Source organism: Pseudomonas fluorescens (assembly GCF_001307155.1).
In the GTDB taxonomy this organism is placed as follows: Bacteria; Pseudomonadota; Gammaproteobacteria; order Pseudomonadales; family Pseudomonadaceae; genus Aquipseudomonas; species Aquipseudomonas helvetica.
Map to the genome: position 1 here is coordinate 4,084,318 of NZ_CP012830.1, position 26,266 is coordinate 4,110,583.

Sequence of the window (26,266 nt, forward strand, 5' to 3'; positions counted from 1 at the left end):
GAAAGCAGAAACGACAAACCCGGCCATGTGCCGGGTTTGTTGTTTTCAGGGTTCATACAAAACTCTGTGGGGACGAGCCTGTAATCTCCTTCAGGCTATTCGGGTATCCTGATGCACTCCTAACGCGGATACGCTTTTCCATGCTGGTGATTTCCAACAACGTGCATCTGCCGGATGCCGAGATCGAATTGACCGCCATTCGTGCGCAAGGTGCGGGTGGGCAGAACGTCAACAAGGTCTCCAGCGCGGTGCACCTGCGCTTCGATATTCCAGCGTCATCCTTGCCGGAGTTCTACAAGGAGCGCTTGCTGGCGCTGCGTGACAGTCGGATCACCAGCGACGGCGTGATCATCATCAAGGCCCAGCAATACCGCACGCAGGAGGCCAACCGCGCCGATGCGCTGGCGCGACTGACCGAGTTGATCCTCAGCGCCACCAAGGTTGAAAAGAAGCGTCGTCCGACCAAGCCGACCCTGGGTTCGAAGAAGCGTCGGCTGGAGTCAAAAACCAAGCGCGGCTCGATCAAGGCCGGGCGCGGCAAAGTCGACTTCTAGGGCACTTCGCGCTCTTCGCGATACTTTGGTGATTGCCGGTACAGGTAGAAGCTGAGCATCAAACCGCTCAGCGCGGCGAGGGCGGCGAACAGGAAGATCGAGGCAAAGCCGAATCCGGCCGCGATGGCGCCCGCCAACGGCCCGGTGATCCCCAATGACAAGTCGATGAACAGCGAGTAAGCGCCAACTGCCGCGCCACGGCTGGAGGCGGGCACCAGATTCACCGCTTCCACGCCCAGCGCCGGGAACACCAGCGAGAAGCCGAACCCGCTCAACGCCGCGCCTGCCAGTGCCCAGTGTGCGTCCGGGGCCAGCCACAACAGCAACAGGCCAAGGGTTTCGACCGACAGGCAGGCAATGGCCACGCGAAAACCGCCGAGGCGATTGATCAGGTTACCGAACAACAGGCGCGCGCCAATGAAGCAGGCGCCGAACAGGCTCAAGCAGAGCACGGCGTTGTCCCAGTGTCGGGTGGCGTAATACAGGGTGATGAAGGTGGCGATGGTGCCGAAGCCGATCGAGCCCAGCGCCAGTCCACAGCCGTGGGGCAGCACCCGTCCCAGCACATGCATGAACGGCAGGCGTTCGCCGGCAACGATCGGCGCCGCGGTTTTTGGCCAGGCCAGCAGCAGCCCCAACGCTGCGAGCAGCAGAATGCTCACGCCCATGCTCCACAGCCCCAAGTGATGCACCAGCAGCACGCCGAGCGGTGCGCCGACCGCCAATGCGCCATAACTGGCGATGCCGTTCCAGGAGATGACCTTGGCGGTATTCGCTGCGCCGACCCGGCCGATGCCCCAGCCAATCGATCCCGAACCGACCAGGCTTTCGGCGCTGCCCAGCACCAGTCGGCCGATCAGCAGGCTGATCAGGCTCAAGGTCGGCAGGTTTTGCGTCCAGGCCGACAGCAGCATAAACACGCCGCTCAAGCCGCACCCCGCCAGGCCGATCATTACCGCGCGTTTGCTTCCCTGGTTGTCGATGATCCGTCCTGCGTACGGGCGGCTGAGCAGGGTGGCGAGGTATTGCACGCTGATCACCAGGCCCGCGATCACCGCGCCAAAACCCAGGTCGCTGTGCACGTAACCCGGCAACACGGCCAAGGGGATGCCGATATTCAGATAGCCGATGAAGGTAAACAGGACGATGGAAACGACTTGCAGCGTGACCGCCATGGGGCGCTGAGGATCTGGCATGGGAGTGGGTCCACGGGACAGCGGGATAGATAGGCTGCTTATGATACCGGTGGTTGGATGCGCAGAGGGGGAGAAATTGGTGCCGGGTGTCGATCGTTGTGTTGCCTGGCCGGAATCAGGATTTGGCAGGTGCGACCAGTTGCGTGGTTACCAGTGCGGCGAGGGCGTTTTCCTGGCTGCCGAAGCGGGTCAGGAGCAGGGCTTGCTTCTCGGGTGTCAGGCGGTTCCAGACATCGATCATCTTTTCGGCAGTGCCGATCAGTACGCTGGCCTGGCTTTCGGTGAAGGTGTCGCTCATGTGCGGGTCCTTGGTTCAGGCTGTGTGGAAAGCGCATGAGTTAGCGCTTTCCACACGGTCTGGGTAGTGCTTTTTTCAGTCTTCGCTGTCGGCCTTGCGGCTGCCAGTGGCTTCTTTCGGCTCGGGCTTATGGGCACCGGCTTGTTGCGGGGTTGTCTGCGCAGTTTCGTGCAGGCTTGGGAAGGGGAGATTAGGAATCTCGTGCATGTTGGTTGCTCCTCGCAAGGTCTGTTTTTAAATCGCTGTGTAGATCCGCGCTTTTAAAAAGCCTGGGCAGGATACAGCAGGGGAGATGACAGAAAGACTTTTATCTCCCGTTGTTGCGACGGATGGCCGCATGCGGTACCCGTGCTTTGAAGCATTTGTGGCGAGGGAGCTTGCTCCCGCTGGGCTGCGGAGCAGCCCCAAAAGTAAGGTAATTAGTTTGTTCAGTTAAAGCTCGAATGCAGGCTTTTCGACCACTGCGTGCTCGAGCGGGAGCAAGCTCCCTCGCCACAAGGAGCCTGCCAGGGATTTACTTGCAGACGTCAGCGAAAGCTTGCGCCAGCAAATCCAGACGTGTCGCATCAATCCCGGCGACGTTGGCACGACCGGAGCTGACCATGTACACGCTGTGGTGGTCGCGCAGGTTTTTCACCTGCGCCGGCGTCAAACCAGTGTAGGAAAACATCCCGCGTTGCACGCCGATATGCGCGAAGCGTTCGCCCAAACCGTGTGGCTCCAGCGCTTCCACCAGGCCCGAGCGCAACTGCGCGATGCGCAAACGCATGGCTTCCACTTCATCGGCCCACAGCTGTTTCAGCTCCGGGTCGCCGAGGATGGTTGCCACCACGGCAGCGCCGTGATCCGGTGGTGTCGACCACAGGTTGCGGGCGATGTTGGCCAATTGGCTGCGGATATCCACCAGCTTTTCGGCATCCTTCGCGCAGACGATCAGTGCACCGGTGCGGTCGCGGTACAGGCCGAAGTTTTTCGAGCAGGAGCTGGTGATCAGTAGCTCGGGCAGCTCAGCGGCAAACAACCGCACCGCCCAGGCGTCCTGCTCCAGACCATCGCCAAAACCCTGATAAGCGAAGTCGATCAGTGGCAGCAGTTCGCGGCTGCGAACCACCTCCAGCACTCGGCGCCAGTCATCGTGGGACAGGTCGAAACCGGTCGGGTTGTGGCAGCAGGCGTGCAGCAGCACCACATCGCCCTTGGGAATCAGGTTCAGGGTCGCCAGCATCGCTTCGACATCGAGGCGATTGTCGCTGCCCACGTACGGATAGTGGCTGACCTTGAGGCCGGCAGTGGCGTAGATGGTTTCGTGAATCGGCCACGTCGGGTTGCTCAGCCAGATGCCACGCCCTGGCAGGCAGTGCGCAATGAAGTCGGCGCTCAAGCGCAAGGCGCCGGTGCCGCCCGGAGTCTGGGTGGCGCCGACGCGCTGCTCGGCGATCAGCGCGGAGTCGGCGCCGAGCACCAGCTCATTGATCACTTTGCCGAAAGCCGGGTCACCGTGACCGCCGATGTAGGTCTTGGTGGTCTGACGATCCACCAGGCGCAGTTCGGCGAGTTTCACCGACTGCGGAATCGGGGTCAGGCCCTGGGCGTCCTTGTAGACGCCCACGCCAAGGTCGAACTTGCACGGATTGCTGTCCTGCGCATAGGCCTCCATCAGGCCGAGAATCGGGTCGCCGGGTACTCGGCCGATGGCGTCGAAATGCATTATTTGCGGCCCTCGGCGTCTTTGGCTACTTCGTCAGTGCGCGCGGCCATGATGAAGTCGTTGCGGTGCAAGCCTTTGATCGAGTGGCTCCACCAGGTCACGGTGACTTTGCCCCACTCGGTGAGCAGGCCTGGGTGGTGACCTTCGGCCTCGGAGATTTCACCCACGGCGTTGGTAAAGGCCAGGGCGAATTTGAAATTCTTGAACAGGAAGACTTTTTCCAGCTGCATCACGCCATCGCGAACTTCGATGTTCCAGTCAGGGATCTGCTTGATCAGTACCGGCAGTTCTTCGTCGCTGACTTGTGGGGCATCGGCACGGCAGGCTTCGCAATGGGCTTGGTTCAGAGCGTTCATGGTTTATTCCTGAATTCAGTTCTTGTTAGACGTTGTTACTTTTTACGGGCATTTGCAAGGTTGCCGCGACTGCGGCGCTCTCAGGCCGCCTTGGGTTTAGGCGGAAACTTGGGTGCGTGCAGACCCAGCTGCATGCCTTGATGGACCATGCCCATGATGTCCTCGTGGGCCAGATCGAACAGGCGCTTGAGGTTCGGCAGGACAAAGTACAGTGGTTGCAGGATGTCGATACGATACGGTGTGCGCATCGCCTCCAGCGGATCAAAGGCTTGATGCTCCGGTTCGCCGGACAGGCTGTACACGGTTTCTTTCGGCGAGGAGAGGATGCCGCCGCCGTAGATGCGTTTGCCTTGCGGGGTGTCGACCAGGCCAAACTCGATGGTCATCCAGTACAGGCGCGCCAGATAAACGCGTTCTTCCTTGGAAGCCTGTAGGCCGAGTTTGCCGTAGGTGTGGGTGAATTCGGCGAACCAAGGGTTGGTCAGCAGCGGGCAGTGCCCAAAGATCTCGTGGAAAATGTCCGGCTCTTGCAGGTAATCCAGTTCTTCGCGAGTACGAATAAAGGTCGCGACCGGAAACTGCTTGCTGGCCAGTAATTCAAAGAAGGTCTGGAATGGAATCAGCGCCGGTACCCGGGCAACTTGCCAGCCAGTGGTCTCGCCGAGGACTTTGTTGATTTCGTCGAGTTGCGGAATGCGGTCATGGGGCAGGCCGAGTTTTTCGATACCGTCCATGTATTCCTGACACGCACGACCCTCGAGCACTTTCAGCTGGCGAGTGATCAGCGTGTTCCACACTGCATGTTCTTCAGCGGTGTAGTGAATAAAACCTTGCGCATCGGGCTCGCGGGCCACGTATTGCGTCTGCTTCATGCTGCTCTCCTGCAAAGGGATACGTTCTTGTTATGTCTGTTGCCTATGGACCTAGAGATAACCCGAAGTGTGCGACCTTGCAGCAGGTTTGGAGCGTTGCGCGTAGGAGAATTCCCTGATTTCCGTAAAGTATTCGTTACGGATGGGCGGCTGTGGCGTAGGTATTGAGATTTTCGGGTTTTAAAAGGCCCTTGGCTGTCACATAATCTTGACAACAAACTTCGCGCCTCGGCAGAAAAATCCTCGCCATGCGCCTCATTTACCACCGTTCGGGCCTTTATATGCGTATCAAAGTCCACTGCCAGAACCGCATCGGTATCCTGCGCGACATTCTCAACCTGCTGGTGGAGTACGGGATCAACGTCGCCCGGGGTGAGGTCGGCGGCGAGCATGGCAACGCGATCTATCTGCATTGCCCGAACCTGATCAACCTTCAGTTCCAGGCACTGCGTCCGAAGTTCGAGGCCATCACCGGTGTATTTGGCGTCAAGCGCGTAGGGCTGATGCCCAGCGAGCGTCGGCACATGGAGCTGAACGCCTTGCTCGGCGCGCTGGAGTTTCCGGTGCTGTCGATCGACATGGGCGGCTCGATCGTCGCGGCCAACCGTGCCGCCGCGCAATTGCTCGGGGTGCGGGTGGACGAGGTGCCGGGCATTCCCTTGTCGCGGTATGCCGAGGACTTCGATCTGCCGGAGCTTGTTCGCGCCAATAAATCGCGGATCAATGGCTTGCGGGTCAAGGTCAAGGGCGACGTGTTCCTGGCCGATATCGCGCCGTTGCAATCGGAGCATGACGACAGCGAGGCCATGGCTGGTGCGGTGCTGACGTTGCACCGGGCGGACCGGGTCGGCGAACGCATCTATAACGTGCGCAAGCAGGAGTTGCGCGGTTTCGATAGCATTTTCCAAAGTTCGAAGGTCATGGCCGCGGTGGTGCGTGAAGCGCGGCGCATGGCGCCACTGGATGCGCCGCTGCTGATCGAGGGCGAGACCGGCACCGGTAAAGAACTGTTGGCGCGCGCCTGCCACCTGGCCAGCCCGCGCGGGCAGTCGCCGTTGATGGCGCTCAACTGTGCCGGATTGCCAGAATCGATGGCCGAGACCGAGCTGTTCGGTTATGGCCCGGGTGCGTTCGAAGGGGCGCGCGCCGAAGGCAAGCTCGGGCTGCTGGAATTGACCGCGGGCGGTACGTTGTTTCTTGATGGAGTCGGGGAAATGAGCCCGCGCTTGCAGGTGAAACTGCTGCGGTTCTTGCAGGACGGTTGCTTCCGCCGGGTCGGCAGCGATGAAGAGGTTTACCTGGATGTGCGGGTGATTTGCGCCACCCAGGTCGATTTGTCTGAACTGTGTGCCAGCGGTGAATTCCGTCAGGATCTCTACCATCGATTGAATGTGCTTTCGCTGCACATCCCGCCGCTGCGTGAATGCCTCGACGGTCTGACGCCGCTGGTCGAGCACTTTCTCGATCAGGCCAGTCGGCAGATTGGTTGTCCACTACCGAAGCTGGCACCGGCGGCGATGGAGCGGCTCAGTCATTACCACTGGCCGGGCAATGTCCGGCAGTTGGAGAACGTGCTGTTTCAGGCGGTTTCGCTGTGTGACGGCGGCACGGTCAAGGCGGAGCATATTCGCCTGCCGGATTACGGCGTGCGCCAGCCTCTGGGGGATTTCTCGCTGGAAGGCGGGCTGGACGAGATTGTCGGGCGTTTCGAAAAGGCGGTGCTGGAGCAGCTGTATTCCGAGTACCCGAGCAGTCGCCTGCTGGGCAAGCGCCTCGGGGTTTCTCATACCACCATCGCCAACAAACTGCGTGAATACGAAGTCGGTAAAGAACCGGGCGCATAGCTTGTGGTGGACGGGCTCTTTGTGGCGAGGGAGCTTGCTCCCGCTCGGGCGCGAAGCGGCCGCAACTTCCGTCGGCGGGTAATGCCTGCTGGAACTTCATTGTTGTTTTTGGGGCTGCTTTGCAGCCCAGCGGGAGCAAGCTCCCTCGCCACGGTGAATGTGTCGCGTGTAAAAGGCCGACACTTGCCGTAAGCGGCATAACCGCGCCGGTTTTTCGTCTTTGATGCCATTGCCCATTCTCCTCCAATTCCTCTCAAGTCCTTTGTTTATAGGGCTTCGAACCCCTGCGTGAAAGTTGGTCTGCAAATTGCTTGAGGCTCAACAGTACAGCGGTGGGCGGCAAACGTCCGACATGCAGAGGAAAGACTGTGGACAAGTACCTTTATGTGGCAATGACCGGCGCCAGCCAGAACGCACTGGCGCAAAAGGCTCATGCCAACAACCTGGCGAACATCTCCACCAACGGTTTTCAGAAAGACCTGGAGCAGGCGCGGTCGATGCCGGTGTTTGGCGACAGCTTTCCGGCGCGAGCGTTTGCCCTGTCCGAACGTCCGGCCACCGACTTCTCTCCAGGCGCGATGATTGAAACCGGTCGCGACCTTGATGTAGCGGTTCAGGGCAGCGGCTGGATTGCCGTACAGAATCCGAACGGTGGTGAAAGCTATGTGCGCACCGGCAGCCTGAATGTCGACGCCTTGGGCGTGCTGCGCGCCGGCAACGGCATGCCGGTCATGGGCAACGGTGGCCCGATTGCCGTGCCGCCCGAGCAGAAAATCGAAGTCGGTCAGGACGGCACCATCAGCATTCGGTCAATGGGTGAAGGTCCGCGCGTCATCGCAGAAATCGACCGCATCAAGCTGGTCAACCCGGACATCAAGAACATGACCAAGGGGCTGGACGGTTCGATCAACACCGCAGACGGCAAGCCGGCACCGGTCGATGCCAATGTGCAACTGGTGTCGGGCTTCCTTGAGTCGAGCAACGTCAATGCCGTTGAAGAGATGACCTCGGTGTTGGCCTTGTCCAAGCAATTCGAGCTGCACATCAAGATGATGAACACCGCCAAAGACGACGACCAGGCCATGGCTCGGGTCTTGCAGATCAGCTAATTATCAGAACGTCGCGCCGTAAAACAGGCGCACGAGGAGAATTGAATGCTTCCGGCTCTATGGGTTGCCAAAACAGGTCTGTCCGCCCAGGACACCAACCTGACGACTATTTCCAACAACCTGGCAAACGTATCGACCACGGGTTTCAAGCGTGACCGTGCCGAGTTCCAGGACTTGTTGTACCAGATCAAGCGTCAGCCAGGCGCCCAGTCGACCCAGGACAGCGCACTGCCGTCGGGTCTGCAATTGGGTACCGGTGTGCGCATTGTCGGCACTCAGAAAAACTTCACCGCCGGTAGCCTGCAAACCACCGACCAACCGCTGGATATGGCGGTCGACGGTCGCGGTTTCTTCCAGATCCTGCAGCCGGATGGCACCACCGCCTACACCCGTGACGGTACGTTCCACCTGGACTCCAATGGCCAGATCGTCAACGCCAGCGGCTTTGCCCTGGAACCGGCCATCGTCATTCCGAACAATGCACAGACCTTCACCGTCGGTCGTGACGGCACCGTGTCGATCACCGTTCCGGGCGCTGCTGCCGCGCAAGTGATCGGCAACCTGCAAACCGCCGACTTCATCAACCCGGCCGGTCTGCAGGCGATGGGCAACAACCTGTTCCAGGAAACCGCCGCCAGTGGCGCGCCGCAAATCGGTACGCCGGGCCTGAACGGTTTTGGTACCACGCTGCAGAACACCCTGGAAACCTCCAACGTCAGCACCGTTGAAGAGATGGTCAACATGATCACCACTCAACGCGCTTACGAGATGAACTCCAAGGTGATTTCTACCGCCGACCAGATGCTCTCGTTCGTAACGCAGAATCTGTAATCAAGTCTATGAGGCGGCATGCAGCCGCCTGCAACACCGTGAGGTAGGGTCATGAATCGCTTTGTATCTGTTCTCGCATTGAGTGGGATCGCCGTGCTCGCGGGCTGCGTCGGTCCGACGCCGAAGCCCAATGACCCCTACTACGCGCCCGTGTTGCCTCGTACACCGCTGCCTGCAGCGGCGAACAACGGCTCGATCTATCAGGCCGGTTTCGAGCAGAACCTGTACAGCGACCGCAAGGCGTTCCGGGTCGGTGACATCATCACCATCACCCTGAACGAGAAGACCCAGGCCAGTAAAAACGCCAACTCCCAGGTGGACAAGACCAGCAAGGCCGGAATCGGTCTGACCTCGTTGTTCGGTGGCACCCCGGCCGCCAACAGTCCGCTGAGTCTGGGTGCCAATTACAACGGTGACCGCGCGACCAAGGGCGACAGCAAGGCAGGGCAGGGCAACAGCCTGGTCGGTTCGATCACCGTCACCGTTGCCGACGTGCTGCCCAACGGCATCATTGCCGTGCGTGGCGAGAAGTGGATGACCCTCAACACCGGTGATGAGCTGGTGCGCATTGCCGGTCTGGTCCGGGCAGACGATATTGCTACCGATAACACGGTGCCGTCGACGCGTATCGCTGATGCACGGATCACCTATTCGGGCACCGGTTCGTTTGCCGACGCGAGTCAGCCAGGCTGGTTCGACCGTTTCTTCCTAAGCCCGCTGTTCCCTTTCTAGGTGATGAAACGACTCATGTTTAATTTCAAGCACCTGATGGCGGCCGTGTTGTTGCTGTCCACCTCCCTCGGCGTTCAGGCCGAGCGGTTGAAGGACATCGCCAGTATTTCGGGCGTGCGTTCCAACCAATTGATCGGCTACGGCCTGGTCGTCGGGCTTAACGGCACGGGTGACCAGACCACGCAAACCCCGTTCACTCTGCAGACCTTCAACAACATGCTCTCGCAGTTCGGCATCAAGGTGCCGGCCGGCTCTGGCAACGTGCAGTTGAAGAACGTCGCGGCAGTGTCGGTCAGTGCCGATTTGCCGGCGTTTGCCAAGCCGGGTCAGCAGGTCGACATCACCGTATCCTCGATCGGCAACTCCAAGAGCCTGCGTGGCGGCACCTTGCTGCTGACGCCGCTCAAGGGTATCGACGGTAACGTCTATGCGATCGCCCAGGGCAACCTGGTGGTCGGTGGTTTTGACGCTGAAGGTCGCGACGGTTCGAAGATTACCGTCAACGTTCCGTCGGCCGGTCGCATCCCGGGTGGTGCTTCGGTCGAGCGTTCGGTGCCGAGCGGTTTCAATCAGGGCAACAGCCTGACCCTGAACCTCAATCGCTCCGACTTCACCACCGCCAAGCGCGTGGTCGACAAGATCAACAACATGCTCGGCCCTGGTGTTGCACAGGCGATTGATGGCGGTTCGATTCGCGTCACCGCGCCGCTCGATCCGAGCCAGCGCGTCGACTACTTGTCGATCCTGGAAAACCTCGAAGTCGATCCGGGTCAGGCGGTGGCCAAGGTCATCATCAACTCGCGGACCGGCACTATCGTGATCGGCCAGAACGTCAAGGTTTCACCCGCCGCCGTGACTCATGGCAGCCTGACCGTAACCATCACCGAAGACCCGATTGTCAGTCAGCCAGGACCTTTGTCCAACGGTCAGACCGCCGTCGTGCCGCGTTCCCGGGTCAATGCTCAACAGGAAGCCAAGCCGATGTTCAAGTTTGGCCCTGGTACCACGCTGGACGAGATTGTCCGTGCGGTGAATCAGGTCGGCGCGGCGCCGGGTGACTTGATGGCGATCCTTGAAGCATTGAAGCAGGCTGGCGCCCTGCAAGCCGACCTGATCGTGATCTGATATGGCGAACATGGATCTTCACAAGAGCGGGTTGGTCAGCAGCGGCGATTCGGGGTCGTACTCGGACCTGAACCGGCTTAACCAGCTCAAGGTCGGTGACAAGAACAGCGATGCGAACATGCGCAAGGTGGCGCAGGAGTTCGAGTCGCTGTTCCTCGGCGAGATGCTCAAGTCCATGCGCTCGGCCACCGAGACCCTGGGCAAGGACAATCCGCTCAACACGCCTGCGGCCAAGCAGTACCAGGAAATGTACGACCAGCAGTTGGCGGTTTCCATGTCTCGTCAGGGTCATGGTATCGGTCTGGCCGACGTGCTGATGCGCCAGATGTCGAAGAACAAACCGCTGGCGCCGGGCGAGGCGGCGGCAATGTCTGCGGCCAAGCAGGAAGCAGCGAAAGCGGCAGTATCAACGCCGGTGGCTGCCGGTACGGTGGGCACCGACGGGCCGTTGTCTCGGCTCAATGGCCAGCGGCCGTTGTGGGCGTCGCGTGCGGTCAATCCGCCGCAGCAATCGCTCGATGGGCACCGCAATGACGTGGCGATGCTCAACCAGCGTCGTCTGGCGCTGCCGCCGAAACTCGCGGATCGCTTGCTCGCCGGCCTGGTGCCGTCGGCATCGACGACCGCTGCGACCAGCGCAACGGCGCTCAACAACATCCAGGCGCCTCAAGGCATGAAGACCGGCTCCGGTCCGCTGTTCAATGGCGATTGGCTGGCTTCGCAAACGGATTCGGGATCGAGCGGGCGGATGCAGATTTATGGTCGTGCCATGGCTCAAATTCCGTTGGCGCCGGCGAAGAAAGCCTTCAGCTCTGCCGACGAATTCGTCAATACGATGATGCCGATGGCCAAGGAAGCCGCCGACCGCATTGGCGTCGATCCGCGTTATCTGGTGGCCCAGGCGGCCCTGGAAACCGGTTGGGGTAAATCGGTCATGCGTGCCCAGGATGGCAGCAGCAGTCATAACCTGTTCGGCATCAAGGCTGGCAGCAGTTGGACGGGCGATTCGGCGCGGGCGATCACCAGCGAATTCAGGAATGGCGAGATGGTCAAGGAGACGGCCGAGTTCCGTTCCTATGCCTCTTACAAGGACAGCTTCCATGACCTTGTGACATTGCTGCAAACCAATAATCGCTATCAAGATGTTGTGAAGTCGGCCGATAACCCAGAACAGTTTGTACGCGAGTTGCAAAAGGCCGGGTATGCAACCGACCCGGGCTACGCCCGCAAGATTTCGCAGATAGCCAAGCAGATGAAGAGTTACCAGAACTACGCTGCGGCGGGCTCTTCCACGACGCCTTTATAGGCATAAGGTATAAGGTCTGAATCATGAGTTTGCTCAATATCGGGATGTCGGGGTTGAGTGCGGCCTCATCGTCTTTGGCGGTGACCGGCAACAACATTGCCAACGTTGATACGGCCGGCTATTCACGTCAGCAAACCGTGCAGAGCAGCAAGGCCTCGATTCAGTACGGCAACGTATTCATCGGCACTGGCACGACCTTGGCGGACGTGCGTCGGGTGTATAACGCCTATCTGGACAAGCAATTGCAGCTCACCACTTCGCTAAGTAGCGATGCCCAGGCCTACTTGAGCCAGGTGACGCAGGTCGACAAGTTGTTGTCCGATAGCGGGACCGGCATCACCAAAGTGATGCAGTCGTTCTTTTCTTCTTTGCAGACGCTGTCTTCGACGCCGAATGACGCCGCTGCGCGTCAGGCACTGCTGACCAACTCCCAGAGTCTGAGCAGTCGCTTCAACGCCATGTCCGATCAGCTTAAGCAGCAGGGCTCCTACATCAATGCTCAGATGGGCTCGATGGTGGATCAGGTCAATAAACTGGCCTCAACCATTGCGACCTACAACCAGAAGATCACGGCAGCTAATGGTACTGGCAGCGCGCCAAACGACCTGATGGATCAGCGCAACGAAACGGTTCGCCAGCTCTCTCAGTTAGTGGGCACGCAAGTTGTCGAGCGCGATGGCAGCTACGATATCTATATGACGGGCGGTCAACCGCTGGTCATGGGCAGTACCGCCAACTCGCTTCAGGTTTCTACCGACAAGAGCGACCCGACCCGCAGTTCGATCATCATGAATCGCGGCTTCTCGACGCTGGATATCACTTCCGCCGTGACCGGCGGCGAGATGGGTGGTTTGCTGCGTTACCGCGACGACGTGCTGGCGCCAGCGACCAATGCGCTGGGGCGTATCGCCATGGTCGTTTCCGATCAGGTGAACAGGCAGCTGGGGCAGGGCCTGGATCAGAACGGTGAGTTCGGTGCTGCCCTGTTCAGCAATATCAACAGTGCAACGGCCATCAGTCAGCGCAGCATTGCCAGTAGCAACAACAATCCCGCGTCGGGCAACCTTAATGTCACGATCCAGGACACCAGCAAGTTAAGTACCAGCGATTACCAGGTGACCTTCACCAGCGCCACGGGTTACAGCGTCAAGCGCCTGTCGGACAACACCGACATGGGCAGCTTTACCCTGGGGGCCTCTCCGGCGCCGGTGATCGACGGCTTCTCTCTGAGCCTGAACAGTGCGGCCGGGGTGAGCGCCGGTGACAACTTCAAGATCACCCCGACCCGCAGCGGCGCCGGGGACCTTTCGACAGTGATGACCGACACCAAGCGTCTGTCGACTTCCGCGCCGTTGACCTCGACTCTTGCCCAGGGCAACAAAGGCACGGGCTCGGTCAGTCAGCCGACGTTGACCTCCACTCTGGATATCTACAACCCTGTCCAGAGCCAGGATATGCAGAACGCTATCAAGACGGCGATGCCTGTGCGCATGCTCATGACGTCTGCCAACGCTTACGAGGTGCTGGACGCCAAGGGCAACAGTCTGGGGACGGGCAGTATCGTGCCTGGGCAAAGCAACAAACTGAGCATTCCGGTGCCTTACACCGATTCGCTGGGGGCAGCCCAGAACTTCAACTTTGAAATGACGGTCAGCGGTAATCCGGTTTCGGGTGACAGTTTCAATGTCTCGATGACCGCGGCCAGCAGTACTGACAATCGTAACGCGCAGGCATTGCTGGGCCTTCAGTCGAAGGCCACAGTGGGTGCAACCACGACCAGTCCGGGTGTCAGCTTCTCGGATGCCTATGGCGGTCTGGTTTCCGAGGTCGGCGCGAAGGCCAAGCAAGGCCAGATGGATGGCACCGCCAACGACACGCTCCTCAAGGGGGCTGCTGCGGCTCGCGACTCCTTGTCCGGTGTCGACCTCGATGAGGAAACCGGCCATCTGGTCAAGTTTCAGCAGTACTACAGCGCTTCTTCGCAGATCATCAAGGCTGCGCAGGAAATTTTCAGCACTCTGATCAACAGCCTTTAAGGAGCCGTAGATCATGCGTATTTCTACTGCACAGTTTTATCAAAATACCGCGGCCAACTATCAGCGCAACTTCAACAACCTGCTCAAGTCCGCCGATCAGGCCAGCAGTGGCGTCAAGCTCGAGACGGCGGGCGATGACCCGGTAGGTGCTGCTCGCTTGCTGCAGCTTGATCAGCAGAGCGCAATGCTGGGCCAGTACACCAACAACATCACCGCGCTCAAGACTGCTCAGGCCCAGGAAGAGAGCGTGCTCGACAGTGTCAACAACGTGCTGCAGAAAGTCAGTGAGTTGGCAGTGCGTGCCGGTGGTGGTTCGTTGAACGACGATGACCGCAAGTCCATCGCTGCTGAACTCGATCAGTCCGAGCAGCAGCTTTTGAGTCTGATGAACAGCAAGGATGCCAACGGCAACTTCCTGTTTTCCGGAGCCAGTAATGATACTGCCCCCTTTGCGCGCAACGCGGACGGCACCTATAGCTACAAGGGTGACCAGACTCAGCTCCAGCTGAAAATCGGTGATTCGATGTCGTTGGGGCTCAACGATTCTGGCTGGAGTGTTTTCCAGCAGGCAGTCAACGCGAGCCGCAGCCAGACCACCATGACCGCGCCGGCTGTCGATGACGGGCGCGTGGCGCTGTCGCCCGGGTTGGTGAGCTCCGGCCCGACCTTCAACTCCAGCTTTCGCAGCGGTGAGCCTTACACGCTGTCGTTTCTGAGCAGCACCCAGTTTCAGATCAAGGATGGGGCAGGCAATGACGTCACTGCCGAAGCGACCCAGGGTGGCACCTTCGATCCGAATGCCAAGGGCGGTTCCGATATCAATTTCCGTGGCGTGACATTCGGCTTGGATGTCACCTTTCAAAGCGGCGACACGGCCATCAATGCGGACGCGGTGATCGCGGGCCACAGTTTTCAGCTGACGACCAAGCCGGACACCATTGCCAGTACACGCAATCCGGGTAACCCCTCTACCGCGCTGGTCAGTCAGAGTACGGTCACCAACCCGGCGGACTATGCGGGTTTCTTCCCGGACGGCGGTGCGGTACTCAAGTTCACCAGTGCAACCACGTTTGACCTGTACGCGAGTCCATTGACGAGCAGCAGTCAGGCGGTGTCGTCGGGTACGGTGACGGCCGGTGTCGCGACGGCGGCCGGCATCAGTTTCACCATGAGCGGTACGCCTGCGGCCAATGATCAGTTCGACGTATCGGTTAATGCTCACCAGACCCAGAATGTGCTCGATACAGTGAGCCAGTTGCGTCAGGCGCTCGAAACGCCGGTGCAGGGCAACCCGACGGCGCAACGTCATCTTAAGGAATCGATAGCCTCGGCGATTGCCAACCTGGGTAACGCGAAGAATCAGGTCGACCTTACTCGGGGAGCCATCGGTGCCCGGGGTAATGTGATGGATCTGCAGAGCGAGCAGAATCAGAGTGCCGGCTTGATCAATGCCTCTACGCAATCGGATATCAAGAACACTGATCCTGCGGAAGTGCTGACCCGCCTGACCTTGCAACAAACCATGTTGCAGGCGGCGCAGCTGGCGTTCTCGAAGATTTCCCAGCTGGGCCTGTTCAACAAGCTTTGATCGGGCGTCAAGCCTTGGCGGCCAGTCCTTTTAATCGAGGGCTGGCCGTTTTTTTTGCTCTGCCGTCAGGCCGAAAATGAATTTTCAGGGTGGCTTTAGTCGCAAAAATACATAAAGCTTCGCAGTCGGAGTGACCCGTCAGTCAAAACGCGCATCTTCACTGTATCCTGTCTGCGGGCGGTGAAGGGTGCGGGCCTGTTCAATGTCGTCATCGACTCCCGCCATTGCCACCGGTTTGGGCTGGTGCAGCCCCTGACTGTCGACACCCTCGACCTTCTGAGTGGTGATATTCAGCTGTTTATTATTGGGAAGCCATAATGATTGGCATAAAAAGTATAGCGAGTTACGTGCCGGCAGCCGGGGTTGACAACTACGCCCAGGGTGCAAAATTCGACAAGGATGAAACCTTCATTCTCGGCAAGATAGGCTCGGCCTTTTTGCCGCGCAAAGGCGCTGATCAGGAAACCTCCGATCTGTGCGTCGAAGCAGTCAATGCGCTGTTTGCAGCCAACCCTGAACTCAAGCGTGAATCCATTGATGCCTTGATCGTTGTCACTCAGAACGGTGATGAGGAAGGCCTGCCGCACACTGCGGCAATCGTTCAGGACAAGTTGGGGCTGCCGACCAGCGTTGCCGCCTTCGATATTTCCCTCGGTTGTTCCGGTTATGTTTACGGCATCTATGCGCTCAAGGGCTTCATGGAGGCGACAGGGCTGAAAAATGGCCTGCTGGTGACCGCCGACCCCTATTCGAAGATCGTTGACCCGGAAGATCGCAATACCACCATGTTGTTCGGTGATGCCGCGACGGCAACCTGGATGGGCGAAGACCCGACCTGGCGCCTCGGCAAGGCGAAGTTCGGCACTGACGGTTCGGGGGCGCCGCACTTGAAGGTCTCTGATGGCGTGTTCTTCATGAACGGTCGTCAGGTGTTCAACTTTGCGCTGCTGAAAGTCCCGGCGCATTTGCATGAGCTGCTCGATGAGTCTGACCTGCAAGCCAGCGATATCGATGCCTTCTGCATTCACCAGGGCAGTGCGGCCATCGTCGATGCCGTTGCGCGCCGCTTTGAAGAGGCTGAACCGGAGAAGTTCATCAAGGACATGCTTGAAACCGGTAATACCGTTTCGTCGAGCATTCCGCTGCTGTTGCAGAACCATGTGTTCGATTCCAAGTGGAAACGCGTGGCGCTCAGCGGTTTTGGCGTGGGCTTGTCATGGGGCTCGGCGATTATCTATCGTCCTTGATTACCCGCCCTTGCAGCGATCGTAAAAACGCCCGGGAACGAAAGTTCTCGGGCGTTTTGCGTTTCGTTGACGCCACGTTTTTGGCTTCAAACCCTTGAAAATAAAGGGCTGGCACGCTGCCACTAAAAAATTCCAAAAAACCCCTCAAGCAAAGTGTTTTCACGACGATAACTATTACGAAGGTTCTCTAGGCCACACCCGACGGATGTCAGGGCCGGAAGCCGCAGTATCCATCCAACGAGGATTTCGTCATGGCTTTAACCGTAAACACCAACCTTGCATCGCTGACCGTTCAGAACAATCTGAACAAAGCTTCCAGCTCCCTGCAAACCTCGATGCAACGCCTGTCTTCCGGCCTGCGTATCAACAGTGCAAAAGACGACGCGGCCGGCCTGCAGATCTCCAACCGTCTGACCAGCCAGATCAACGGCCTGGGCACTGCCATCAAGAACGCCGGTGACGGTATCTCCATTGCGCAAACAGCTGAAGGCGCAATGCAGGAATCCACCAACATCCTGCAGAAAATGCGTACCCTGGCTCTGGCTTCCGCGAACGGTTCGCCAAGCGCTGAAGACCGCAAGTCGAACAACGCTGAATACTCTGCACTGACTTCCGAGTTGACCCGTATCGCCACCACCACTACTTTCGGTGGCCGCAAGATTCTGGACGGTTCTTTCGGTACTACCAATTTCCAGGTTGGTGCTAACGCCAACGAAACCATTGGCATGACTTTGGGTGACGTTTCGGCTAACAACATCGGCTCCCAGCAGCTGAAAAGCCTGGCCATCACGCCAAGCGCGACCGGCGTTGCCGGTGGTGCTATCGCTGTAACCGGTGGCGGCCAAACCGCTAACATCGTCATCGGTGCAGGTCAGTCGGCCAAGGTCACTGCTTCTCAGTTGAACGGCGCTATCGGTGGTCTGTCGGCTACTGCCAGCACTGAAGTCAAGTTCGGTGTAAATACTGCAGCCATCACCGGTTCCGCCACCGGCAGCGCCAACTTCACCATCAAGGTAGGCGCCGGCGCCGCTGTCAGCATGGTCGGTGTGACCGACACTGCTGGTCTGGCTGACCAACTGAAGTCCAACGCTGCCAAGCTGGGCATCAGCGTTAATTTCAACGCCACCACCAACAACCTGGAAATCAAATCCGACACCGGTGAAAACATCACCCTGAACAGTGGCGACGCCGGTGCAATCGCTGGTATCACTGTTGACGCCAAAGACGGTGCAGGCAACTACAGTGGCGCTCCAGTTGCTGCTGCCGCAGGTGCAATCCAGGTGACTGGCGCTGTTTCGCTGAACTCCACCAACAGCTACTCGATGAGCGGCGCTGGTGTAACCGGCCTGTTTGGTGCAGCCACTTCTGCCAGCTCTGCCAAGACCGTTGTCAGCAACACTGATGTGACCACTGCTGCCAACGCGCAAAACGCTGTTGACGTGATCACCCAGGCCATCAGCAACATCGACTCCCAGCGTGCTGACCTCGGCGCGGTACAAAACCGTTTCGACAGCACCGTGGCCAACCTGCGCAGCATCTCGGACAACTCCACTGCTGCCCGTGGCGTGATCCAGGACGTTGACTTCGCTTCTGAAAGTGCTCAGATGACCAAGCAAAACACCCTGCAGCAGGCTTCGACCGCAATCCTGGCTCAGGCCAACCAGCTGCCAGCCGCTGTACTGAAGCTGCTTCAGTAATATCGGCGCTTGGTAACTGACGGAAGGGCGCGTTACGTGCCCTTTCGTCTTTTTCGTGATGAGGAGATCAGCATGGACATGAGCGTCAAGTTGAACCTGTCTTATCCCCCGGTGGCCCCTCAGGGCGCAACACCACCAGTGGCTGGCTCCCCGGAAAAACCCAAGGCTGACGCCGGCGTGTCTGCGGTATCGGAGCCTAAGCGCGCCGATCTGGAAAAGGCTGTCACCGATATTCGGGATTTCGTCCAGGCTACTCAGCGCAAACTGGATTTTTCCATTGATGATTCTACGCACCAGATCGTGGTCAAGGTCATTGCCACCGAAACCGGTGAAGTGATTCGCCAGATCCCTTCGGAAACTGCACTAAAGTTGGCACAAAGCCTACACGACGCCAGCAGTCTGCTGTTTGACGGCAAGGCCTGAGCTGGCATGAATTTTGTTGCTGTCGATGCTTGAGGCGCTCTTCGTCAAGAAAGCGGCAGCCACTGGATAAGGAGAGAAACGATGGCGGGTACAACGGTTAGCGGTATTGGTTCGAACATCGATACCCAGGCAATTGTGAAGTCTTTGGTGGATGCCGAGCGAGCTCCCAAGCAGACACAGATCAACAGCCAGACGCTGAAAGCCACCACCTCGCTGTCGTCCATCGGCAAGATCCAGGCGGCGCTGGATGCCTTTCGTGGTGCCTTGACGACGATGAGCACGACGGCCAGTTTCAGCGGGTTGGCCGGTTCGTCTTCAGATGAAAAGGTCGCCACGGTCACGACCGGCAACGGTGCTGCTGCCGGCAATTTCTCGCTGGTGGTCACTCAACTGGCGGCGGCTTCGAAGATATCTACACCGGTTTTTGCTGGTGGTGCGTCTTCTGTTGTCAACAGCGGCGCGACCCCGACAACCCTGACCATCGGGCAGGCGGGCACCAATTATGATGTCAGCATTCCTGTAGGTGCCACGTTGCAACAGGTGCGTGACTCGATCAACTCGCAATACGCCAACCAAGGGCTGAGCGCCAACATTTTGAGCGACGCAAGCGGCTCTCGGCTGGTATTGACGTCGAGCACCACCGGGCTGGGAACGGATTTGACCCTGTCGGGTAATTCCGGGCTGGAAGTCGGTACCTCGGTGATCACTGCGCCTCAAAACGCCAATTACACCATCGACGGCATTTCGATGACGTCCAAGAGCAACACTGTTTCCGATGCGGTGAGTGGTGTCAGCATCAAATTGCTGTCGACCTCGGCGGTGCCGACAGTGACTCCGCCTGCGGTCGCGCAACCTACGCCAACCACCATTTCCGTGACCGCCAGCGGCACGACTCTGAAGTCCTCGGTCAAGGGCTTTGTCGATACCTACAACGCCTTGATCAAGGCGGTCAATGCTGAAACCCAGGTGACCACAAACCCTGATGGTTCGCTCACCTCTGGCGCGCTGACCGGCGATGCTTCGCTGCGTTCGCTGCTGTCTTCGGTGCGTAACGAGTTGAACTCGATGTCGGGCACCGGCTCGTTGAAAGCGCTGGCACAGTTCGGTATCACGACGGATCAGAAAACCGGCATGCTGTCGATCGATGACAAGAAGTGGGACGCGGCAGTGCTTACCAATGCCGCAGACATCAATGGTATCTTCACCGGTGGCAACGGTTTGCTGGCGCGGATGAAAACGGCGACCGACAGCTTCGCGCTGAGCAAGACCGGTACCTTCGCGAGTCGTGCGGCGAGCCTGGCTGACAGTCTGACCGACTTGAAGAAACAGCAGGACGCTTTGGACTCGCGCATAACGGGTCTGCAGGCCAGCTTGAGCGCCAAGTACAATGCGATGGATTCTCTGGTGGCCAAGCTCAAGGCGCAGGGCGATAGCATCATGAGTACGCTCAATGCGCTCAATAATCCGAAATCCAGCAACTGATTCGGATTGAAATGCAAAAAACCCAGGCAAGCTGTAAGGCGGTACCTGGGTTTTTTCTTGAGTCGCCAGTCAGTGTTAAAGTTTTTTGCGCCAGCGTCGACATAAAGATCAGAGCCAATCCTTTTTAGTTGTTACCTGTTACGAGGTAGAAGCATGAATCCCATGAGAGCCCTTCGTCAGTATCAGAAGGTCAATTCCCATGCGCAGATATCTGAAGCCAGCCCTCATCGTCTGGTGCAGATGCTGATGGAGGGAGGGCTGGACCGCATGGCTCAGGCCAAGGGCGCCATGGCTCGTGGCGATATCGCGCTCAAGGGGTTGATGGTGGGCAAGGCGGTCGACATTATCATCGGCCTGCGTGATGGCTTGAATCCCGAAAAAACCAGCGATCCGGCTTCGCTCCAGCAACTGGATAACTTGTACGCTTACATGATGACCCGGCTGATGGAGGCTAATCGCCTGAACAGCGCCGAGATGATCGATGAGGTGTCAGGTTTGCTGGCTACCCTGAAAAGTGGCTGGGATGAAATTGCACCGCAATAGGCCTGCGGGTCTGAGGAAGACATCATGAACCATGCACTGCAACGGATTGAAGAAACCCGTGAAGCGCTCATTGATGCGTTGGCTGCGCGCAATTGGGATGCCATCGGCAAACTGGACGCTGCTTGCCGTGCCTGTGTTGACGATGTGCTCAGTGAGGCTCCGGTAGATGAGCAGGTTCTGCGCGAGAACCTGGAAAGTCTGCTGGCGGTCTATAGGCAGTTGCTGGAAGTGACAACGGAGGAGCGTCAGGCGATAGTCGACGAGATGTCACAGATGACCCAAGCGCAAAATGCGGCAAAGGTTTACCATCTGTTCGGTTAATCCTCAGTTAATCCGATCGTAGTGCGTCATAAATTTGACTGTGTACGGTTTTTTGACTTAACTAGTGGCTGTTTGAAGATTTCAGGCGTCTATCAGGCTTAACGTGCCTGCAAGCGTCTAGCTTGCCCACTTATTTCGGGCATTGAGTTGACTAGGGAAGTTGCTATTGCATGTGGCGTGAAACCAAAATTCTGCTGATTGATGACGATAGCGTCCGCCGCCGCGACCTGGCGGTGATTTTAAATTTTCTTGGCGAAGAAAATTTACCCTGCGGTAGCCATGATTGGCAGCAGGCTGTCGGCTCTTTGTCATCAAGTCGTGAAGTTATTTGCGTCCTTATCGGGACTGTAAATGCTCCTGGCTCACTTCCGGGCCTGTTAAAGACACTCGCTGCCTGGGATGAGTTCCTTCCGGTTTTGTTAATGGGCGATAATTCTTCCATTGACCTGCCGGAAGACCAGCGTCGCCGGGTACTTTCCACGCTGGAAATGCCTCCCAGCTACAGCAAGTTGCTCGACTCCCTGCACCGCGCCCAGGTTTATCGCGAGATGTACGACCAGGCCCGCGAGCGCGGTCGTCACCGTGAACCCAACCTTTTCCGTAGCCTTGTCGGCACCAGCCGGGCAATTCAGCACGTCCGCCAGATGATGCAGCAAGTGGCCGACACCGATGCCAGTGTGCTGATCCTCGGTGAGTCCGGTACGGGCAAGGAAGTGGTCGCGCGCAACCTGCACTATCACTCCAAGCGGCGCGACGCGCCGTTCGTTCCGGTCAACTGCGGTGCGATCCCGGCCGAGCTGTTGGAAAGCGAACTGTTCGGCCATGAGAAGGGCGCCTTTACCGGGGCCATCACCAGCCGTGCCGGGCGTTTTGAGCTGGCCAACGGCGGTACGCTGTTTCTCGACGAGATCGGCGACATGCCATTGCCGATGCAGGTCAAGCTGTTGCGAGTATTGCAGGAGCGCACCTTCGAGCGCGTGGGGAGCAACAAGACCCAAAGCGTCGACGTGCGAATCATTGCCGCGACCCACAAAAATCTCGAAAGCATGATCGAGGTCGGCAGCTTCCGTGAGGATCTGTACTACCGCCTCAATGTTTTCCCGATCGAGATGGCGCCGCTGCGTGAGCGCGTTGAAGATATTCCGTTGCTGATGAACGAGTTGATCTCGCGCATGGAGCACGAGAAGCGCGGTTCCATTCGCTTCAACTCGGCAGCGATCATGTCGCTGTGCCGGCATGGCTGGCCGGGCAACGTCCGTGAGCTGGCCAACCTGGTCGAGCGCATGGCGATCATGCACCCGTACGGCGTGATCGGTGTGGTCGAGTTGCCGAAGAAATTCCGTTATGTCGATGACGAAGACGAGCAACTGGTCGATAGCTTGCGCAGCGATCTTGAAGAGCGGGTAGCCATCAATGGCCATACCCCGGACTTCAGCGCTAACGCCATGCTGCCGCCAGAAGGGCTGGATCTCAAGGACTACCTCGGTGGTCTGGAGCAAGGCCTGATTCAGCAGGCGCTGGATGATGCCAACGGCATCGTGGCGCGTGCTGCCGAACGCCTGCGCATTCGTCGTACCACCCTGGTCGAGAAGATGCGCAAGTACGGCATGAGCCGTCGCGAAGGTGATGAACAGGCGGATGATTGACGCCTGTTTTTCAACTCACTGAATAATGGGCGGTTTTTTTTAGGCACGGGTATTGCTACGTCCCTCGCAACGTTCCGTTTAACTGACGGTCAGCCAAGCGAGAGAGCACGATGCCCCACGCCGCCCAAATGTCCCCTGTCTCCGAAGTCTCGGGGCAATCGTCCTCTGTAGAGCAGGCAAGTCGGCTTGGCCTTGAGCAGGCGTTCGCGCTGTTCAGTCAGATGTCGAGCCAACTGACCGATTCCTACAGCATGCTTGAAGCACGGGTCACCGAGCTCAAGGGCGAACTGGCAGTGGTCAGTGCTCAGCGCATGCAAGAGCTGGCCGAAAAAGAACGCCTGGCCAACCGGCTGCAAAACCTTCTCGACTTGTTGCCGGGTGGCGTCATCGTCATCGATGCCCAGGGGATGGTGCGCGAAGCCAATCCGGCGGCCTGCGAGCTGCTGGGTCTACCGCTTGAAGGCGAGTTGTGGCGTCATGTGATTGCCCGCTGCTTTGCTCCACGCGAAGACGACGGTCATGAAATTTCTCTGAAGGATGGTCGACGCCTGTCGATTTCCACGCGCTCGCTGGATGCCGAACCGGGCCAGTTGGTGCTGCTTAACGACCTGACCGAAACCCGGCACCTGCAGGACCAATTGGCTCGCCATGAGCGCTTGTCGTCCCTCGGCCGGATGGTCGCTTCCCTGGCGCATCAGATTCGCACGCCGCTGTCCGCAGCATTGCTGTATGCCAGTCATTTGACTGAGCAAGAGCTGCCGGTCGCTACCCAGCAGCGGTTTGCCGGACGTTTGAAAGAGCGCCTGCATGAGCTTGAGCATCAGGTGCGGGACATGCTGGTGTTCGCTCGCGGCGAACTGCCGTTGACTGATCGCCTGACACCCGGGGCGCTCCTTCACTCGCTGCAAGCGGCGGCATTGACGCATGTCCAGGATTATCCGGTGCGCTGGCAGTGCGACAGTCATGCCGGAGAGTTGCTGTGTAATCGCGACACGCTGGTCGGCGCGCTGCTGAACCTGATTGAAAATGCGATTCAGGCCAGTGCTGGCGATGTCCGTCTGAAGGTCCATCTCTACACCCGTGAAAACACCCTTCGGCTGTGCGTCAGCGATAACGGCGGCGGTATCGACCCCACTGTGCTGGCGCGCCTGGGTGAGCCGTTTTTTACGACTAAAACCACCGGTACCGGCCTTGGCCTGACCGTAGTCAAGGCGGTGGCCCGTGCTCATCAGGGAGAATTGCAACTGCGCTCGCGGCCGGGCCGCGGCACGTGTGCGGTGGTGGTCTTGCCGTTGTTCTCCAGCGCTCAAGGAGTGGAAAGAGACTGATGGCAATCAAGGTTTTACTGGTCGAAGATGACCGCTCGCTGCGCGAAGCATTGACGGATACGCTGCTGCTGGCCGGTCACGACTACACCGCAGTGGGCTCGGCCGAAGATGCGCTGCAAGCCGTGGCGAGCGAGTCATTCAATCTGGTGGTCAGTGACGTCAACATGCCGGGCATGGATGGTCATCAGTTGTTGGGGTTGTTGCGAATTCGTCAGCCGCAGTTGCCGGTCTTGCTGATGACCGCTCATGGCGCGGTCGAGCGCGCTGTCGATGCGATGCGTCAGGGGGCGGCGGACTATCTGGTCAAGCCGTTCGAGCCCAAGGCGTTGCTGGATCTGGTGGCGCGCCATGCCCTGGGTTGTCTCGGCGCCGCAGAGGGCGAAGGCCCGGTAGCGTTCGAACCGGCCAGTGCGCAGCTGCTTGAGCTGGCAGCTCGTGTGGCGCGCAGTGATTCGACGGTGTTGATCTCGGGTGAGTCGGGGACCGGCAAAGAAGTGTTGGCGCGATACATCCACCAGCACTCGCGTCGCGCCAGTCAGCCGTTCATTGCAATCAATTGCGCGGCGATCCCGGACAACATGCTCGAGGCGACCTTGTTCGGGCATGAGAAAGGTTCGTTCACCGGCGCTATTGCGGCTCAGGCCGGCAAGTTCGAGCAGGCCGATGGCGGGACCATTCTGCTCGATGAAATTTCCGAAATGCCCCTGGGGCTTCAGGCCAAGCTGCTGCGCGTGTTGCAGGAGCGTGAAGTCGAGCGCGTGGGTGCACGCAAGCCGATTGCGCTGGATATCCGGGTGGTCGCAACCACGAACCGCGATCTGGCGGGCGAAGTGGCGGCGGGGCGCTTTCGCGAAGATCTTTACTATCGCCTGTCGGTGTTTCCGCTGGCCTGGCGTCCGTTGCGTGAGCGCACCGCCGATATCTTGCCGCTGGCCGAGCGTCTGCTGGCCAAGCACGTCAATAAAATGAAGCATGCCGCTGCCAGGCTGTCGCCGGAAGCTCAGGCTTGCCTGATCGGTTATCCGTGGCCGGGCAACGTACGTGAGCTGGACAATGCCATTCAGCGGGCGCTGATTTTGCAGCAGGGTGGTTTGATTCAGCCGCAGGACTTTTGCCTTGCGGGGCCGGTCGCTTGCGCGCCACTGCCAGCATTGACACCGGCTCCAATGTCGTCACGCATGCTCGAAGTCGAGGCACCGCAAGGCGATTCAGCGGGCGCGCTGGGCGATGACCTGCGGCGTCGCGAGTTTCAGATGATTATCGATACCTTGCGTTCCGAGCGCGGGCGGCGTAAGGAGGCGGCCGAGCGCTTGGGTATCAGCCCGCGGACCTTGCGCTACAAGCTTGCGCAAATGCGCGATGCGGGAATGGACGTCGAAGGTTACTTGTTTGCGACCTGACCCGTATCTGTAGCAGCTGTCGAGCTTGCGAGGCGGCGTTCGGCTCGGTCCGCGTTCGGGCGAAGCAGTCGTAAACCGGGCGACGAGATTTTCCAGAAAAAACGCGAACGCAGGATCTGCGAGGACTGCGTCCTCGAACGCAGCCTCGCAAGCTCGGCAGCTGCTACAGGGGCGGTGATCGGTGTCGGACTTTTATGAAGTGTCGCCATGGAGCTGGCACCCTTGTTGCTAACACCACTCTATCCGCCGAGTGAGTGTCAAAAAATTGCGGGTCGTCAGAGAGAGTAGACCATGAGCCAGGGTATTGAATTTAATCGGTTGATGTTGGACATGCGGTCCATGCAAATGGACGCCATGGCTCAGCCGAAAGCCGCCGTTGCAGTGCCGGAAATGGGCGGCAGCAGCTTTTCCGACATGCTCGGTCAGGCCGTCAACAAGGTCAACGACACCCAACAGGCTTCGAACCAACTGGCCAATGCTTTCGAAATTGGCAAAAGCGGCGTCGACCTGACAGATGTAATGATTTCCTCGCAAAAGGCCAGCGTATCTTTCCAGGCGTTGACCCAAGTGCGTAACAAGCTGGTTCAGGCATACCAAGACATCATGCAGATGCCGGTTTAAGGA

25 protein-coding genes are annotated in these 26,266 nt (G+C 58.8%); 19 read left to right on the top strand and 6 right to left on the bottom strand.

Features of this window, described 5'->3' with window-relative positions:
• Positions 1 to 140 precede the first annotated feature (140 nt).
• Positions 141 to 554 (top strand): alternative ribosome rescue aminoacyl-tRNA hydrolase ArfB, encoded by a 414-nt coding sequence (gene arfB, locus AO353_RS18560; protein WP_019692415.1) that lies wholly within the window; start codon positions 141 to 143, stop codon positions 552 to 554.
• Here the strand turns inward: arfB and AO353_RS18565 are convergent.
• From AO353_RS18565 to phhA, 6 genes are all read right to left on the bottom strand, one after another.
• Positions 551 to 1,750, bottom strand: a complete 1,200-nt coding sequence (locus tag AO353_RS18565; protein WP_054596266.1) for an MFS transporter — start codon at positions 1,748 to 1,750, stop codon at positions 551 to 553. The two genes, arfB and AO353_RS18565, sit on opposite strands and share 4 nt — an antisense overlap.
• Positions 1,751 to 1,865: 115 nt before the next feature.
• Complete coding sequence (locus tag AO353_RS18570) at positions 1,866 to 2,048, bottom strand: hypothetical protein (protein ID WP_019692413.1); 183 nt, start codon at positions 2,046 to 2,048, stop codon at positions 1,866 to 1,868.
• Positions 2,049 to 2,123: 75 nt separating this feature from the next.
• A complete protein-coding gene (locus tag AO353_RS31870; protein WP_256583854.1) occupies positions 2,124 to 2,255 on the bottom strand; it encodes a hypothetical protein in 132 nt (43 codons plus the stop codon).
• 307 nt (positions 2,256 to 2,562) lie between these two features.
• Positions 2,563 to 3,756, bottom strand: a complete 1,194-nt coding sequence (locus AO353_RS18575) for an amino acid aminotransferase (RefSeq protein ID WP_054596267.1) — start codon at positions 3,754 to 3,756, stop codon at positions 2,563 to 2,565.
• Positions 3,756 to 4,112: a 4a-hydroxytetrahydrobiopterin dehydratase gene (locus tag AO353_RS18580; protein WP_019692410.1), complete on the bottom strand. Its 357-nt coding sequence runs from the start codon at positions 4,110 to 4,112 to the stop codon at positions 3,756 to 3,758. Before AO353_RS18580 ends, AO353_RS18575 begins: the two co-directional genes overlap by 1 nt.
• Positions 4,113 to 4,192: 80 nt before the next feature.
• On the bottom strand, positions 4,193 to 4,984 hold the full coding sequence (gene phhA, locus AO353_RS18585; RefSeq protein ID WP_054596268.1) for a phenylalanine 4-monooxygenase: 792 nt from the start codon (positions 4,982 to 4,984) through the stop codon (positions 4,193 to 4,195).
• Between the two features lie 281 nt (positions 4,985 to 5,265).
• Here phhA and AO353_RS18590 point away from each other — a divergent pair, with 281 nt between their 5' ends.
• From AO353_RS18590 to fliE, 18 genes are all read left to right on the top strand, one after another.
• Positions 5,266 to 6,828, top strand: coding sequence for a sigma-54-dependent transcriptional regulator (locus AO353_RS18590; RefSeq protein WP_054598269.1), 1,563 nt, complete (start codon positions 5,266 to 5,268; stop codon positions 6,826 to 6,828).
• Positions 6,829 to 7,196: 368 nt separating this feature from the next.
• Positions 7,197 to 7,937 (top strand): flagellar basal body rod protein FlgF, encoded by a 741-nt coding sequence (locus tag AO353_RS18595; RefSeq protein WP_054596269.1) that lies wholly within the window; start codon positions 7,197 to 7,199, stop codon positions 7,935 to 7,937.
• Between the two features lie 45 nt (positions 7,938 to 7,982).
• Positions 7,983 to 8,768: a flagellar basal-body rod protein FlgG gene (gene flgG, locus AO353_RS18600; RefSeq protein WP_054596270.1), complete on the top strand. Its 786-nt coding sequence runs from the start codon at positions 7,983 to 7,985 to the stop codon at positions 8,766 to 8,768.
• A 51-nt stretch (positions 8,769 to 8,819) separates the two neighbouring features.
• Positions 8,820 to 9,500: a flagellar basal body L-ring protein FlgH gene (gene flgH, locus AO353_RS18605; protein WP_054596271.1), complete on the top strand. Its 681-nt coding sequence runs from the start codon at positions 8,820 to 8,822 to the stop codon at positions 9,498 to 9,500.
• Between the two features lie 15 nt (positions 9,501 to 9,515).
• The gene (locus AO353_RS18610) at positions 9,516 to 10,625 is read left to right on the top strand and encodes a flagellar basal body P-ring protein FlgI (RefSeq protein WP_054596272.1); all 1,110 of its coding nucleotides are present in this window, start codon (positions 9,516 to 9,518) and stop codon (positions 10,623 to 10,625) included.
• Between the two features lie 10 nt (positions 10,626 to 10,635).
• On the top strand, positions 10,636 to 11,931 hold the full coding sequence (gene flgJ, locus AO353_RS18615; RefSeq protein ID WP_054598270.1) for a flagellar assembly peptidoglycan hydrolase FlgJ: 1,296 nt from the start codon (positions 10,636 to 10,638) through the stop codon (positions 11,929 to 11,931).
• A gap of 23 nt (positions 11,932 to 11,954) precedes the next feature.
• Positions 11,955 to 13,967: a flagellar hook-associated protein FlgK gene (gene flgK / locus AO353_RS18620; RefSeq protein ID WP_054596273.1), complete on the top strand. Its 2,013-nt coding sequence runs from the start codon at positions 11,955 to 11,957 to the stop codon at positions 13,965 to 13,967.
• Positions 13,968 to 13,980: 13 nt separating this feature from the next.
• The gene (locus AO353_RS18625) at positions 13,981 to 15,555 is read left to right on the top strand and encodes a flagellar hook-associated protein 3 (protein WP_054596274.1); all 1,575 of its coding nucleotides are present in this window, start codon (positions 13,981 to 13,983) and stop codon (positions 15,553 to 15,555) included.
• A 317-nt stretch (positions 15,556 to 15,872) separates the two neighbouring features.
• Positions 15,873 to 16,802, top strand: a complete 930-nt coding sequence (locus tag AO353_RS18630; RefSeq protein ID WP_054596275.1) for a ketoacyl-ACP synthase III — start codon at positions 15,873 to 15,875, stop codon at positions 16,800 to 16,802.
• 251 nt (positions 16,803 to 17,053) lie between these two features.
• Entirely contained in the window at positions 17,054 to 18,499 is a 1,446-nt protein-coding gene (locus AO353_RS18635; RefSeq protein WP_054596276.1) for a flagellin, read from the top strand.
• Between the two features lie 72 nt (positions 18,500 to 18,571).
• Entirely contained in the window at positions 18,572 to 18,922 is a 351-nt protein-coding gene (locus AO353_RS18640; protein WP_054596277.1) for a flagellar protein FlaG, read from the top strand.
• Between the two features lie 81 nt (positions 18,923 to 19,003).
• Entirely contained in the window at positions 19,004 to 20,404 is a 1,401-nt protein-coding gene (fliD, locus tag AO353_RS18645) for a flagellar filament capping protein FliD (RefSeq protein ID WP_054596278.1), read from the top strand.
• A 153-nt stretch (positions 20,405 to 20,557) separates the two neighbouring features.
• Positions 20,558 to 20,947, top strand: a complete 390-nt coding sequence (gene fliS, locus AO353_RS18650) for a flagellar export chaperone FliS (RefSeq protein ID WP_054596279.1) — start codon at positions 20,558 to 20,560, stop codon at positions 20,945 to 20,947.
• Positions 20,948 to 20,971: 24 nt separating this feature from the next.
• On the top strand, positions 20,972 to 21,268 hold the full coding sequence (gene fliT / locus AO353_RS18655; RefSeq protein WP_054596280.1) for a flagellar protein FliT: 297 nt from the start codon (positions 20,972 to 20,974) through the stop codon (positions 21,266 to 21,268).
• A gap of 170 nt (positions 21,269 to 21,438) precedes the next feature.
• On the top strand, positions 21,439 to 22,914 hold the full coding sequence (locus tag AO353_RS18660; protein ID WP_054596281.1) for a sigma-54 dependent transcriptional regulator: 1,476 nt from the start codon (positions 21,439 to 21,441) through the stop codon (positions 22,912 to 22,914).
• 128 nt (positions 22,915 to 23,042) lie between these two features.
• Positions 23,043 to 24,242: a sensor histidine kinase gene (locus AO353_RS18665; RefSeq protein WP_162491286.1), complete on the top strand. Its 1,200-nt coding sequence runs from the start codon at positions 23,043 to 23,045 to the stop codon at positions 24,240 to 24,242.
• Positions 24,242 to 25,642 carry a sigma-54-dependent transcriptional regulator gene (locus AO353_RS18670; RefSeq protein ID WP_054596283.1) on the top strand — a complete coding sequence of 467 codons (1,401 nt, stop codon included), beginning with the start codon at positions 24,242 to 24,244 and terminating at the stop codon, positions 25,640 to 25,642. The genes AO353_RS18665 and AO353_RS18670 overlap by 1 nt, the downstream gene beginning before the upstream one ends.
• Before the next feature lie 291 nt (positions 25,643 to 25,933).
• Positions 25,934 to 26,263, top strand: coding sequence for a flagellar hook-basal body complex protein FliE (fliE, locus tag AO353_RS18675; RefSeq protein WP_019692392.1), 330 nt, complete (start codon positions 25,934 to 25,936; stop codon positions 26,261 to 26,263).
• The last annotated feature ends 3 nt before the right edge of the window (positions 26,264 to 26,266 follow it).